Below are 12,564 nucleotides of genomic sequence, written 5' to 3'. Positions count from 1 at the left end.
GCGCTTATCCAATCTGGATACTTGTCTTTAAATGAGTGTTTGTTCCGAGAGGTACAATCCATCCCAAGCAAACTTTTTAAATAATTGATCTGTATATTGATCAACTGGTGCACTAATATCCATCATCTGCTGGGTGACAGGGTGCTCAAATTTAATATTGGATGCCATTAACATTAAACGCTGTAAATCGAAGTTCTCACGAAACGATTTGTTATGTTTATTATCCCCATGATTTGTATCACCAATAATGGGATGGAAGATATGTTTCATATGACGACGAATCTGATGCTTTCTACCCGTTTTAGGCTTTACCTCAACCAACGAATAGCGTGACTTTTCATATCGACCAACTGGAATATCTAACTCTACCGTCGCTAATCGTCGATATTCTGAAACAGCCTCTTGCGCCTCTTTATCTTTACTAGCGTGCTTATCCGCGATCTTATCTAGCTCCTCTTTCAACGCGTAATCGATCAGATCTGCTTCGGGAGTATAGCCTCTCACCATACAGAGGTAAGTTTTTTCAACGTTTCGCTCGGCAAAGAGTAAATTCATTTTTTGAGCGATCTCTTTATTTTTACCAAACAAAATCACCCCCGATGTTGGCCGATCTAATCGGTGAATTGTGTAAGGGCTCCCCCCATTAAAATACTCTTTAAGCATTGAGGCTAGATTTGGCGTGCCCCGCGGCGCTATCCAACTAGGATGAACTAATAAACCTGAGGGTTTATTTAGGGCAATAATGTCATCATCTTCAAAGAGTATATTTAAATTATTCATGCTTATTTCATCTGTTTGGAGGACGGCTGATTCTACGTGAGCGTAAAACTATGTAAAGAGACCTTGAAAAACCCAGTAAAATGCTTATATATAGAGGTATATTAAACAAGGATTTTCTTCGAGGATAACATGCGTAACGTAAACACTTATGATGTTCAGTCTGAACAATCAGTTTTACAAACGAACAAAGTAATTCGAAATACCTACATGCTACTTGCTATGACGATGGTCGTTAGTGCAATTACAGCAGGCATTTCAATGCTGCTACAAATGCCAATGATCGTTTACTTAGGCAGCTTTATACTTAGTTTTGTTATGTTATTCATTTTGAATAAAAAGCAGAACAGTGCTGCTGCTCTTCCGCTAGTCTTCCTTTTTACCGGCATGATGGGCTTTGGACTAGGCCCAGTCATTAATAACTACCTTGCCATGGCAAATGGTGGGCAGATTGTGATGACAGCGCTTGGCATGACAGGCTTAACCTTTTTTGGTTTATCCGCTTATGTACTGACAAGCAAAAAAGACTTCAGCTTTATGGGAGGCTTTTTAGCAGCAGGTATGATGGTCGCGATTATTGCCATGGTTGCCTTATTTGTATTGCCACTTTTCGGTGTACAGCTAGGCGCCCTACATTTGGCATTCTCCGCTCTTGTCGTATTGCTGATGTGTGGTTTTATCCTTTATGACACAAGCAATATCGTAAACGGTACTTACACAAACTACATTATGGCGACCGTTAGTTTGTACCTAAACATCTATAACCTATTCATTCATCTGCTTAGCCTTGTTGGCGTGCTTAGCGATGACTAATTAAAGTAATAGTATAAAAAAGCCCCGCTTTCTTTGATAAGATAGCGGGGCTTTTTATTTTGTAACTGATGAAAAATAGCGCCTAACTCAGACTTCCAACCAGCAGATACTATGAAATTCTCTTTAATCGTCCATGCCTCACCCTTTAGTGCGCAAACCTCCTCAACCGCTTACCGCTATGCGAAATGCTTGTTAGAGGAAGGTCATCAAATATTCCGTATTTTTTATTATGGTGATGGCGTGCTCGTGGCTAATCAACAGATTGCCCCTCCTCAAGATGAAACTAACCTTTTAAGCTCCTGGCAGTCGCTTGCTAAAACACATAACTTAGATCTTGTGGTATGTATTGCCGCTGCAGTGAAACGCGGTGTTTTAGACGATAATGAAGCCCAACGATACGATAAAGAAAATGCTAATCTTGCTCTAGGGTTTGAACTATCTGGACTAGGCCAGCTTGCTGAAGCCATTGCGGTTTCAGACCGTGTTATCACTTTTGGGAATTAAGAGATGATTGATAAAAAAAGCATATTAATTATCAACCAATCGGCGCCTTATGGATCAAGCAAGGCAAGAGAGTCTCTTGATGTTGCGCTAACCTGCTCTATTTTTGAAATGCCGGTATCCCTTCTTTTTATCGGTGATGGCTTGTACCAACTCATCAACAACCAATCCCCTGACGCCTTGAGCATGAAAAAACATGAAGCAATGCTCAGTGCTCTACCTATGTATGATATTGAAAATATCTATATAACCGAAGAAGACTTAGAAAGCATAGGCTTAACTGAAAACGATTTAGCTATACCGGTAACACTTATCCAAAGAGATGCTATTGCATCACTTATCCAACAAAATGATTCTGTACTGACTTTTTGATTATGACTTTACATGTAATTAACAAAACACCCCAGAATAGGTCGCTATACCTAAATATGTTAAATGGCCTCTCCTCTGGCGATGCCGTACTACTTATTGAGGATGCGGTTTATAGCGCCTTAGAAGCTCATCAAAGCATTTTTAAAGCTTTATCGCCTGATGATATTCAACTAAGCGCACTAGAAGCTGACATCCAAGCACGCGGTCTAGAAGATAAGCTCTCACCTAGATTTAGCAGCGTTAATGACCAAGGCTTTGTTAAACTAAGCTGTGAACACGACAAAATTGTCAGCTGGTACTAAAACATGCCGATAGAATTTGATGATGAGGGTTATTTGCGTGATTTAAGCGATTGGTCTCCTGAAATGGCTATACAAATTGCTACTACAGAAGGCATTAGCTTAACCGACGCACATTTAGAAATTATCAATGTTGTAAGAGAGTTTTATCAAACTTATCAGCTTTCACCCGCTATGCGTCCGCTAGTAAAAGCCGTTTCCTTGAAACTTGGAAAAGATAAAGGCAAGAGTATCTACTTGATGAAACTATTCCCGGGAAGCCCCGCTAAAATCATTGCCAAGATTGCCGGCCTACCTAAGCCTGACAACTGTATTTAATTAACCCACAAATTATTAGATAAGCTGAAATCCACCCCTGTTTTTTCCATATCTGCGGTTTTCAGCCCCGCTTAGCTAGTCTATGCTTAACAAAGTATATTTCTAAGCTTTTCAATAGTATCCAAGCTATGGGATACTCGAATAAAAGTATAGGACCTTTTTAAAAAGTCATTTTTTAAAGAGACCTTTTGTGTAGTGAATTTGGATGGGTAGAACACCATGGGTTTAGAATCAGCAGCTGAACACCTTCGGAGCTTACAAACAGACCAAGCTTTTCAGCAAAAAGAATCATCTGAGAGCAGACGAAGCAATCAAGAGGAAGTGGTCTACCATCAACTAGCAACATTCAAGGTTGATAATGAGCTTTATGGCATAGATGTAGTCCAAGTTAAGGAAGTTTTGCGTTACAGCGAAATAACTCCCGTTCCCGGCTCTGATGATTATGTCCTAGGTATTATCAATCTACGCGGTAACGTAGTCACGGTTATTGATACACGACTTCTATTTGGGATAGCCGCCCACAAACCAAATGATGATACGCGTATTATCGTGGTTGAATATAACGAACAGGAAGTTGTCGGCTTAGTGGTCGATAGTGCCGATGAGGTTATTAATCTGCCGCAAAATGATATTGATCGAGCCCCTAATGCAACCGGCGAAGAAACCACAAAACGCTTTGTAATGGGTGTGTGCTATTACAATAATATTTTGATTATTTTGTTAGATATATTCAAAATGCTACAAAGCATTACCCCTTTAGATGAAAATGAAGAGGCCTTCTAAACGCCTTTTTAATATATTAAAGGCTGCCAAAGGTAGCCTTTAATTACTGACCTATATGAACAGCTATTTCCCTCCTACTACCCGCATGACGATGCTCCCAACAAAACACACCTTGCCACACGCCTAAGCACAATCGCCCATTTTTAATCGGTATAGAAAGAGAACTTGCGGTTAAAGCTGCCTTTATATGCGCGGGCATATCATCAGCGCCTTCAAAGATATGAGTATATAAACTATCACCTTCAGGTACTAAGCGATTAAGCCATTTTTCAAGATCCGCTTGAGCGCTAGGATCTGCATTTTCCTGAATAACCAAACTCGCACTTGTATGCTGAATTAAAAGATTACAGATACCATCAGTTACTTTTGAGCGCTCCACTAATAGCTCTAAATCCGATGTAAATTCATATAAACCTTGGCGGCGCGTAATAACCCTAAGCATGTCGACCATAAAAAATGCCCCTTTTTAAAAGGGGCATTTTAGCAAGAATATTGAGTCTATGGCGGTGAGGAATCTACAATCACATAACCCGGTTGGTTGTCATAAACTTACTTTCTACATCAGGGCCTGCATTATCCGCATACAAGGTAACCCCTGAACGTAAACAGATCGATAAATTCTGATGTGATTCTTCTGTTTCTTTAGGTAGAAGGTGCTCAACGATCTCTTTCTCATCAAGCAGCTCTTGCTCAGTCGCTGTCAGACGTTGGCGACTAAACTCCCCTACTTCAATATCATGAACGATTTGATAACGACCATAGTTACAGCGAACAGGGAAGGAATAGAAAATACCTTTAGCAATCCCATAACTACCATCACTTAATATACCCATACTGATAATCTCGCTTGGGTCAGTTCCTAATACCCAATCACGCATCTGGTCAACAATAGCCTGTGCGGCTGAGGCAGCACTTGAAAGCCCGCGAGCTTCGATAATTTCTCCACCACGCTGCTGTACTTTAGGTATAAATTCATCTCTATACCACGCAGTATCAATCTGAGACATAGCGGGTTTACCAAGAATTGTCGCTTGGTGTAGATCTGGATATTGTGTTGGAGAATGGTTGCCCCAAATCATGATGCCACCTATATCACGCGTAGTCGCACCACAGTGATTGGCAAGGATCCCTTTTGCGCGGTTATGATCTAAACGCGTCAAACATGTAAATTGTGAGGGGCTTAGGTTAGGCGCGTTACGACTGGTAATCAACGCATTCGTATTTGCAGGGTTACCTGTAATTAAAACCTTTACGTCACGGTTAGCAAAATCATTTAACGCTTTGCCTTGGCGAGCAAAGATCGCTGCATTTTCTTCAAGGAGGTCACGTCGTTCCATGCCTGGGCCTCGCGGTTTGGCACCGACTAAAAGCGCATAATGTGCGCCTCTGAAGCCCCCTTCAACATTATCATGGAGTGTAATCGTGTGGAGTAAAGGATAAGCACAATCCATCAGCTCCATCGCAACGCCGCGTAATGAATCCATTGCGTGAGGTAATTCAATTAATTGAAGGATAACGGGTTGATCTTTGCCCATCATCTCACCAGCGGCTATTTTGAATAACAAGCTATAACTTATTGCACCAGCTGCTCCAGTGACCGCAATACGAACGGGACGTCTCATACCTTATAACCTCGTAGAATATACTTACAACAAATCATTATACTTAATACCAAAGTATAACAATTTGGAGCGGAAATGTAATTAATTCACCTTATAGATAGAAAATATAGCGCTAATCGTCGCTGAAAAGCCAGCAATAAGGATATTTCTTGAAGTGGCTTATAAGCCACGAGAAGACTCGGAACGAAGTGGTATATGATTATCTAGAGAGAGCGCACTATTAATCATGGATAACAATTTCTCCTTATCCCGATTAAGAACCCCCTTTAACACTAAATAATTTGAAGCATGATCGCTTCTGAAAATGGTTTGTTCTAACTCAAGATTGGTTATAAATTGTTCCATCTCTTGTATAAGCTGACGTTGGGATGCCATGACAAAATCATCACCAAATGCTGAAATAAAATCCTCTTCCCCTTGATGAAAAAACAGTACAAGAGTAGCCAAATAGTCTGGCTGAGTCTCATTGACGAGTCTTGCTGAATCAAAAGCATGCTGCTCAGTGTAATTAATGCCACCCATACCATTGATGATCATTACCGATGATTTGATAGCCGCCCCTTTAATTTTATGCAGCGCATCAACTGTTGTTTGGAATGTTTCCCCTTTGTCTATTTTTGAAAGAATCTGATCATTACCGCTTTCTGCACCAATATAAAGTAGCGATAAGCCTAAACGTTTAAGCTCTGCTAGCTCTTCAACACTCTTATTTTTCAGGTTACGAGGCAAGCAATAAGAGGAAACTCGACTAACCGTTGGTAAGTACTCTTTTATCGCCAGCAGAATGTCTTTGAGGCGTTCAAAGGAGAGCGCCATTGCATCACCATCAGCTAAAAAGACACGCCTTACGCCCGCGAGGGATTGCGCACAACGCTTAAGATCCTCAACGATCTCTTGCTGGGCTTTAGGTTTGAACTTCTTCTGGGGCTGTGTATACATTTCACAAAAAGTACACCGATTCCAACTGCACCCATTTGTTACCTGCAATATTAGCGAATTGGCCTCACTCGGAGGACGAAAGACAGGTTCTATATAATTAATGGGTGGATATAGATGCATTTTATCTCTGTGCTTGATTAAACAAGGTATAAAAGTTTTCGCGGGTGGCTTCGGCTACCGCTTCCACGCTAATGCCTTTCAAATCCGCTACACATTGAGCAACCTCAACAACGTACTTAGGCTCATTTTTCTTACCGCGGTGAGGAACTGGCGCTAAATAAGGCGAATCTGTCTCGATCAGGATACGATCCAGAGGCACCGCTTTAACGACTTCACGCAAATCGGCCGCATTTTTAAATGTAATAATGCCCGAAAAAGAGATCATATAATTTAGATCAAGCGATGCTTTTGCCATCTCCAAGCTTTCGGTAAAGCAATGCATCACCCCAGCAGAATCTAAATTACCATGAGCCTTAATCAAAGAGATGGTGTCTTGTTGAGCTTCTCGAGTATGGATAATAGTGGGAAGCCCCAATTGACCTGCGGCAAGCAGATGATTTTTGAAACTCTCTTGTTGCGGCTCTTGTGTATCTTTTTGGTAGAAATAATCTAGACCCGTTTCACCAATAGCTATGATCTTTTCACGCTCTGCTCGCGCAACAAGATCACCAATACTTACCTGCTCTTCAGATGCACTAAGCGGATGAACACCAACCGAAGCGTAAACCTGCTTATATTTTTCAATAAGGGAATACATAGCATCAAAATTGGCAAGATCAATGGAAACACAAAGCATCTTTTCGACTTTGCGGTCACTTGCCGCCTGAAGCATCTGGGAAAAATCATTGCTGTACGGGGACAGGTCTAGCCTGTCCAAATGGCAGTGCGAATCAATAAACATAGGGAGGGTAACTTAAAGTGCGTTAGTCTTTCGCTCAGAACTTAAAGAGCCTGCAAGGTAGTTTTCAATTTTGTTTATCAACGTTGAATCATCAGTCGATAGCTGAATACCTATACCGGGTGTACGACCACCTTGAGCGCCTTTAGGGGTAACCCAGATAACTTTACCCGTTACCGGTATCTTATCACCCTCTTCCATCAGCTCCAGTAGCATAAAAACTTCTTCACCAAGGTGGTAGGAGCGCAGTGTAGGTATAAATAAACCGCCATTAACAATGTACGGTAAATAAGCCTCATACAACTCTTCTTTGGTTTTTATCGTTAACGATAAAATACCATGGCTTAAACGTGGCACTGCGACCATAAAGCGTTTTCTCCTTAATTGAGCAGTGCAGCCCACTCCAGTAGGATGCATTCAAGCAATAATTGCTTATTAGGGTTTTGCCTTAACAATATAGCTTTGCGCTCTTCATGAACTTTATCTGCTAACTTGAAGATTCTAACGGGGTTAGTTTTTTTAGCAACTGCGTTGATCATATTACGAGCATCATCTTGACGAACAAACTCACTTGATTCACATACAGCCCCTCTCGCGGCGTCAATCAGCAAGCTATAGAACCAGCCTAAAATAAGTTCAATGTTTAGTTTATTCCAGCTTTGTGCGACTTCAAGTGCGGTACGGCGTTGCTTAAGTATATCGGCCAAACCTCTAACAAGCTGCGCCCTCTGCTCATTTAAACCATTATCAATATAAGCTAACGCCTCCATAGGCGCACCTAAATTAATATGAAGTATATTTTTAGCACGCTCTTCATCTAACTCCGCTGCATTCATTAACCAGCTAATCGCTTCAGCTTCAGCTGGAGGATGGCACTCAACATGCTGACAACGACTTTTAATGGTTGGCAATAGCTGTCCCATTTTTGAGGTGATCAGCAAAATCAGCGTATCCCTGCCCGGCTCTTCAAGCATTTTTAATAGAGCATTTGCAGATGCGATATTCATTGAATCCGCAGGGTTAAGCACAACAACTCTATACCCGCCTTGCTGTGCCGTACTGTAAATAAATTCGTTTAATGCTCGAACTTGATCAACTTTTAATTGCTTACCTTGCTCTTCAGGTTCTAGCAAATACAGGTCCGGATGACTACCAGCTAGGTTCAACTCACAAGGCTTACAATGCCCACAAGCTTTACCATTTTCAGGGCTCTGACAAAGTAGATAGTGAGCAAAGGCTTTAGCAAAATCGACTTTACCTATACCTGACATACCATGCAGTAAAAGCGCATGAGGAAGCCGTTTATCTTGATGTAACTGAGCAAGATGTCGAAAGCGATCATTAAACCAAGGATGAATTGATACAAGCTCAGACATAAATCTAATTACCCAAGTACAAACTGACTGCGGATGCTATCTGCTGCTGAACTTCAGGCAATGGAACTGACGCATCAATAATAGCGAAACGCTGAGGCTCATTTTTAGCTCGCTGAAGGTAAGCGTCTCGAACTTTGCTAAAAAAGTCGATTTTTTCTTGTTCAAATCGATCGGGTTCGCTACGCGCAGAAGCGCGCTTCAAACCGACGTCAACATCCAGATCCAATAACAAGGTTAAATCCGGATGAAGACCATGCTGAACCAGTTTTTCTAATAGGCTTATATGCTCGTAATCAATGCCACGTCCACCGCCTTGATAAGCAAAGGTCGCATCAGTGAAACGATCACTGATCACCCAAGCACCTCGATCTAATGCGGGACGAATGACGTTTTCTATATGCTGAGCCCTAGCGGCAAACATCAGTAAAAGCTCAGTATCTTCGCTTACACGCTCATCACGTGGACTCAGTAAAAGTGCGCGCAACTCCTCAGCGAGTGGTGTACCACCCGGCTCTCGCGTCAACACAATCTCGATCCCACGCGCTTTCAGAAGGTTGCATAGGAAATCAATATTCGTCGATTTACCAACCCCTTCCGTACCTTCAACAGTGATAAAGCGGCCTCGCTGAACTCTAGTCATATATTCCTGTTTATTATTTACGGTGATGAACGATAATCTTTACGACGCGACAACTGGTACTTTTTTACTGCATTATTGTGTTCTCTAAGCGTTGAAGAAAAGTAATGGCTTCCATCACCTTTTGCAACAAAATAGAGTGCTTTGCTCTCTTTAGGGTGAAGTGCCGCAGTAATCGCATCAGGCCCAACCATAGCAATAGGCGTTGGCGGCAGTCCTGAAATAGTATAGGTATTATAAGGTGTCGGCTTACGTAGATCTGAACGACGTATATTACCTTTGTAATTATCGCCCATACCATAGATAACCGTAGGATCCGTCTGTAAACGCATACCTATATTTAAACGACGCACAAACACACCGGCAATAATTGGCCTTTCATCAGCACGTGCCGTCTCTTTTTCAACAATCGAAGCCATGATCAAGGCTTCATACGCTGATTTATAAGGCAGCTTTTTATCTCGAGACGCCCACTGTTGCTCTAACCGATCAACAAGCATTTTATGCGACCGTTTGAGTAATGCAAAAGCTGAACTGTTTTTTTCAAAACTATAGGTTTCAGCAAGAAAGAGGCCTTCAAGATGTTTATATTCTGTATCTAGCTGCTCGAGTAACTGTTCTGGCGAAAGCCCTTCAATATCGTTATTTAAATATTGATTTGACTGTAGCGCAGCCAATAGCTGCTTATAATTACTACCTTCGACAATTGTGAAATTGTAATTTATCGAGCGCCCTGAGGTTATTTTCTTCAATAACATGACAGGCGTCATATCGGAGGTTAAGTGGTATTCGCCCGCTTTAATTTTTCTGCCAAGCCCTGTTTGACGAGCATAGAGCTTAAGATAATAAATATTTATATTATCATTTTTAGCTTTAAGTTTATTGACCAAGCCATTGAAAGATAATCCTTTATCTACGACAACAACTTCATTCTCAGAAAAATTCAAAGGCGTGGCGATATAAAGTTTAAAATCACTATACAACCAATATGCAGCAGCAACGGCAATCAATAGTACGCAAGCAATAACAGATAATATTTTTCTCAACTACTTAACTTCCTGAGCTAATAAAAGGCGAATAATCTCTCAAATTCAATCTAACTCTCGAGCAAGAATTGATTGCAGCTTTCGAGTCATGGAACCGATCTTATAATGATTACGATCTAAAGCAATAATTGGCCAGATACCAATCAGACTATTACAAACAAATGCTTCACTCGCTTCACTCAAAACAGATGGGGCAAAGCGCCCTTCCACAACCCTTATATCTTCTCTCTGCAATAGAGAGATAATATGATCGCGCATCACACCTTTAACCCCACAACGATCAATAAGCGGTGTCTGAAGCTCTCCTGTTGCGGAATTCAACCAAAATAGATTACTCATTGTACCTTCAACCACAAACCCTTCTGAATCTAACATAATGCCTTCTGCAATATTAGGATCATGCCACTCATTACGGGCCATTACTTGATCTAAACGGTTCAGATGCTTTAATTGCGCCAACGCAGGGTTGAGAGGCAAACGATAGTTACACAACCGGGTAGCAATACCTCGATCAGCCCTATCATTATTTATCACTCGATCCGTTAGCGTCACAACACGGGTCGCTGAAACCTCTTGAGGGGGCATATAACCGCGAATCCCATCTCCCCTTGTCACGATCAACTTGAGTGTTTGATCTCCCTCAAACGGCAGTAGAGCAAGATCTGATTCAATTGCAGACTCTATTCCTTCGGGAAACCCTAGCCTTTCTAAGCTAGAACGCATACGGCTTAAGTGCTGAGACAGAAGCTGTGGGCGCCCATCTACAACAGCAATCGTTTCAAATACCCCATCGCCGTAACACAATCCCCGATCAGCAACTTTTATCTGATCGGTAGAAATACCATTTACCCAAGCAGCCTGCATAACTTACCTAATAAACAATTAAATTTTCTTAAAGAGTAGTGATGCGTTAGTCCCGCCAAAGCCAAAGGAATTGGATAAAGCAGCCTCTATAACACACGCTTGCGGCGTATGAGGCACATAATTCAGATCACAGCCTTCAGATGGTTGATCTAAATTAATAGTTGCAGGTGCGATTTGATGCTTCAATGCTTTTATACAGAATATAGCTTCAACAGCGCCCGCAGCACCGAGTAGATGCCCTATCATTGATTTTGTTGAACTCATCCGAACACTATCAGCCGCACTCCCTAAAACCTGTTTAGCTGCATTAGATTCAGCCACATCCCCTGCGGGAGTCGAAGTGCCATGCGCATTAATATAATGGATTTTATCTAATGAAATTTTAGCATCAGCAATTGAGTTGCTCATCGCTAATGCAGCCCCTTCTCCCGATTCAGGCGGCGCGGTCATATGATATGCATCATCACTCATACCAAAACCAGCCAACTCGCAATAGATCTCTGCGCCTCTCCCTTTAGCATGTTCATACTCTTCAAGAACAAGTATGCCAGCGCCATCCCCAAGAACAAAACCATCACGATCTTTATCCCAAGGACGACTAGCCGCTTCAGGATCTTCATTACGCGTCGATAAAGCTCTAGCCGCTGAAAAACCAGCAATGCCTAGAGGTGTTGTCGCCATCTCAGCACCGCCGGCCAACATAACATCTGCATCGCCATATTGAATCATACGCATTGCCTGACCAATATTGTGCGTTCCTGTTGTGCAGGCCGTTGTAATTGCGATATTCGGCCCTTTAAAACCATACTTAATGGCCAAGTTACCGGAAATCATATTAATAATACTACCGGGAACAAAAAAAGGAGAAACTCGACGAGGGCCAGACTGACCCAGTATATCAATGTTCTTCTCGATCATTGGTAAACCACCAATGCCCGAGCCTATTGCGCATCCTATACGCCCAGCATTTTCCTCCGTAACTTCGAAAGCAGCGTCTTCAATCGCTTGTATCCCTGCAGCCAACCCATACTGGATAAAAAGATCCATTTTACGCGCTTCTTTTTGGCTCACATATTGAGTTACATCGAAGTTTTTAACTGAGGAAGCGAAACGTGTCCCATAGGAGGATGCATCGAAGTGAGTAATGGGTGCCGCACCACTTTTACCTAATAATAACTGAGACCAAGTTTCAGCGACGGTATTACCTATTGGCGTTAACATGCCAATTCCAGTGACAACTACACGCCTATGTGCCATTGAATATCTCCATACACGGAATACAGATGTATAAAATAAGACTGACAGACAAAAGAAAAGCC

Annotated in this window: 17 protein-coding genes; 6 read left to right on the top strand and 11 right to left on the bottom strand. The window is 41.9% G+C overall.

Annotated elements, in window-relative coordinates; translation table 11 throughout:
- Positions 1 to 27: 27 nt before the first annotated feature.
- Positions 28 to 780 carry a pseudouridine synthase gene (locus Q4492_RS11215; RefSeq protein ID WP_303417947.1) on the bottom strand — a complete coding sequence of 251 codons (753 nt, stop codon included), beginning with the start codon at positions 778 to 780 and terminating at the stop codon, positions 28 to 30.
- A gap of 129 nt (positions 781 to 909) precedes the next feature.
- Here Q4492_RS11215 and Q4492_RS11210 point away from each other — a divergent pair, with 129 nt between their 5' ends.
- From Q4492_RS11210 to Q4492_RS11185, 6 genes are all read left to right on the top strand, one after another.
- Positions 910 to 1,590, top strand: coding sequence for a Bax inhibitor-1/YccA family protein (locus tag Q4492_RS11210; RefSeq protein ID WP_067864803.1), 681 nt, complete (start codon positions 910 to 912; stop codon positions 1,588 to 1,590).
- Between the two features lie 111 nt (positions 1,591 to 1,701).
- Positions 1,702 to 2,094: a sulfurtransferase complex subunit TusD gene (gene tusD / locus Q4492_RS11205; RefSeq protein ID WP_303417945.1), complete on the top strand. Its 393-nt coding sequence runs from the start codon at positions 1,702 to 1,704 to the stop codon at positions 2,092 to 2,094.
- Positions 2,095 to 2,097: 3 nt separating this feature from the next.
- The gene (gene tusC / locus Q4492_RS11200) at positions 2,098 to 2,463 is read left to right on the top strand and encodes a sulfurtransferase complex subunit TusC (protein WP_303417942.1); all 366 of its coding nucleotides are present in this window, start codon (positions 2,098 to 2,100) and stop codon (positions 2,461 to 2,463) included.
- Between the two features lie 2 nt (positions 2,464 to 2,465).
- Positions 2,466 to 2,765, top strand: coding sequence for a sulfurtransferase complex subunit TusB (tusB, locus tag Q4492_RS11195; protein ID WP_303417940.1), 300 nt, complete (start codon positions 2,466 to 2,468; stop codon positions 2,763 to 2,765).
- Between the two features lie 3 nt (positions 2,766 to 2,768).
- Positions 2,769 to 3,080 (top strand): TusE/DsrC/DsvC family sulfur relay protein, encoded by a 312-nt coding sequence (locus Q4492_RS11190; protein ID WP_303417938.1) that lies wholly within the window; start codon positions 2,769 to 2,771, stop codon positions 3,078 to 3,080.
- A gap of 219 nt (positions 3,081 to 3,299) precedes the next feature.
- Entirely contained in the window at positions 3,300 to 3,863 is a 564-nt protein-coding gene (locus Q4492_RS11185; protein ID WP_303417936.1) for a chemotaxis protein CheW, read from the top strand.
- A gap of 43 nt (positions 3,864 to 3,906) precedes the next feature.
- On the opposite strand, the gene Q4492_RS11180 is transcribed toward Q4492_RS11185, so the two are convergent.
- The 10 genes from Q4492_RS11180 to fabF form a co-directional block, all read right to left on the bottom strand.
- Positions 3,907 to 4,314, bottom strand: a complete 408-nt coding sequence (locus Q4492_RS11180) for a secondary thiamine-phosphate synthase enzyme YjbQ (RefSeq protein WP_303417934.1) — start codon at positions 4,312 to 4,314, stop codon at positions 3,907 to 3,909.
- Positions 4,315 to 4,384: 70 nt separating this feature from the next.
- Positions 4,385 to 5,485, bottom strand: coding sequence for a malate dehydrogenase (locus Q4492_RS11175; RefSeq protein WP_303417932.1), 1,101 nt, complete (start codon positions 5,483 to 5,485; stop codon positions 4,385 to 4,387).
- A 159-nt stretch (positions 5,486 to 5,644) separates the two neighbouring features.
- Entirely contained in the window at positions 5,645 to 6,544 is a 900-nt protein-coding gene (locus tag Q4492_RS11170) for a radical SAM protein (RefSeq protein ID WP_303417930.1), read from the bottom strand.
- Between the two features lies 1 nt (position 6,545).
- The gene (locus tag Q4492_RS11165; RefSeq protein WP_303417928.1) at positions 6,546 to 7,325 is read right to left on the bottom strand and encodes a TatD family hydrolase; all 780 of its coding nucleotides are present in this window, start codon (positions 7,323 to 7,325) and stop codon (positions 6,546 to 6,548) included.
- Positions 7,326 to 7,337: 12 nt separating this feature from the next.
- Positions 7,338 to 7,688, bottom strand: a complete 351-nt coding sequence (locus Q4492_RS11160; RefSeq protein ID WP_303417926.1) for a PilZ domain-containing protein — start codon at positions 7,686 to 7,688, stop codon at positions 7,338 to 7,340.
- A gap of 14 nt (positions 7,689 to 7,702) precedes the next feature.
- Positions 7,703 to 8,698: a DNA polymerase III subunit delta' gene (locus Q4492_RS11155; RefSeq protein WP_303417924.1), complete on the bottom strand. Its 996-nt coding sequence runs from the start codon at positions 8,696 to 8,698 to the stop codon at positions 7,703 to 7,705.
- A gap of 4 nt (positions 8,699 to 8,702) precedes the next feature.
- Positions 8,703 to 9,338, bottom strand: coding sequence for a dTMP kinase (tmk, locus tag Q4492_RS11150; RefSeq protein ID WP_303417922.1), 636 nt, complete (start codon positions 9,336 to 9,338; stop codon positions 8,703 to 8,705).
- A 17-nt stretch (positions 9,339 to 9,355) separates the two neighbouring features.
- Positions 9,356 to 10,381, bottom strand: coding sequence for an endolytic transglycosylase MltG (gene mltG / locus Q4492_RS11145; RefSeq protein ID WP_303417920.1), 1,026 nt, complete (start codon positions 10,379 to 10,381; stop codon positions 9,356 to 9,358).
- A gap of 45 nt (positions 10,382 to 10,426) precedes the next feature.
- Positions 10,427 to 11,245 carry an aminodeoxychorismate lyase gene (gene pabC / locus Q4492_RS11140; RefSeq protein WP_303417918.1) on the bottom strand — a complete coding sequence of 273 codons (819 nt, stop codon included), beginning with the start codon at positions 11,243 to 11,245 and terminating at the stop codon, positions 10,427 to 10,429.
- 18 nt (positions 11,246 to 11,263) lie between these two features.
- Complete coding sequence (gene fabF / locus Q4492_RS11135; protein WP_303417916.1) at positions 11,264 to 12,502, bottom strand: beta-ketoacyl-ACP synthase II; 1,239 nt, start codon at positions 12,500 to 12,502, stop codon at positions 11,264 to 11,266.
- Positions 12,503 to 12,564 lie beyond the last annotated feature (62 nt).

This window comes from Neptuniibacter sp. 1_MG-2023, assembly GCF_030547185.1.
GTDB lineage: Bacteria > Pseudomonadota > Gammaproteobacteria > Pseudomonadales > Balneatricaceae > Neptuniibacter.
Note: the sequence above shows the minus strand (reverse complement) of the source record. Positions and strands in the feature narration are given on the sequence as shown.

Bases quoted from the DNA above. Each gene is read 5' to 3' on its own strand.
- Q4492_RS11215 (WP_303417947.1), bottom strand. From the start codon at position 780: ATGAATAATTTAAATATACTCTTTGAAGATGATGACATTATTGCCCTA.
- Q4492_RS11210 (WP_067864803.1), top strand. From the start codon at position 910: ATGCGTAACGTAAACACTTATGATGTTCAGTCTGAACAATCAGTTTTA.
- tusD (WP_303417945.1), top strand. From the start codon at position 1,702: ATGAAATTCTCTTTAATCGTCCATGCCTCACCCTTTAGTGCGCAAACC.
- tusC (WP_303417942.1), top strand. From the start codon at position 2,098: ATGATTGATAAAAAAAGCATATTAATTATCAACCAATCGGCGCCTTAT.
- tusB (WP_303417940.1), top strand. From the start codon at position 2,466: ATGACTTTACATGTAATTAACAAAACACCCCAGAATAGGTCGCTATAC.
- Q4492_RS11190 (WP_303417938.1), top strand. From the start codon at position 2,769: ATGCCGATAGAATTTGATGATGAGGGTTATTTGCGTGATTTAAGCGAT.
- Q4492_RS11185 (WP_303417936.1), top strand. From the start codon at position 3,300: ATGGGTTTAGAATCAGCAGCTGAACACCTTCGGAGCTTACAAACAGAC.
- Q4492_RS11180 (WP_303417934.1), bottom strand. From the start codon at position 4,314: ATGGTCGACATGCTTAGGGTTATTACGCGCCGCCAAGGTTTATATGAA.
- Q4492_RS11175 (WP_303417932.1), bottom strand. From the start codon at position 5,485: ATGAGACGTCCCGTTCGTATTGCGGTCACTGGAGCAGCTGGTGCAATA.
- Q4492_RS11170 (WP_303417930.1), bottom strand. From the start codon at position 6,544: ATGCATCTATATCCACCCATTAATTATATAGAACCTGTCTTTCGTCCT.
- Q4492_RS11165 (WP_303417928.1), bottom strand. From the start codon at position 7,325: ATGTTTATTGATTCGCACTGCCATTTGGACAGGCTAGACCTGTCCCCG.
- Q4492_RS11160 (WP_303417926.1), bottom strand. From the start codon at position 7,688: ATGGTCGCAGTGCCACGTTTAAGCCATGGTATTTTATCGTTAACGATA.
- Q4492_RS11155 (WP_303417924.1), bottom strand. From the start codon at position 8,698: ATGTCTGAGCTTGTATCAATTCATCCTTGGTTTAATGATCGCTTTCGA.
- tmk (WP_303417922.1), bottom strand. From the start codon at position 9,338: ATGACTAGAGTTCAGCGAGGCCGCTTTATCACTGTTGAAGGTACGGAA.
- pabC (WP_303417918.1), bottom strand. From the start codon at position 11,245: ATGCAGGCTGCTTGGGTAAATGGTATTTCTACCGATCAGATAAAAGTT.
- fabF (WP_303417916.1), bottom strand. From the start codon at position 12,502: ATGGCACATAGGCGTGTAGTTGTCACTGGAATTGGCATGTTAACGCCA.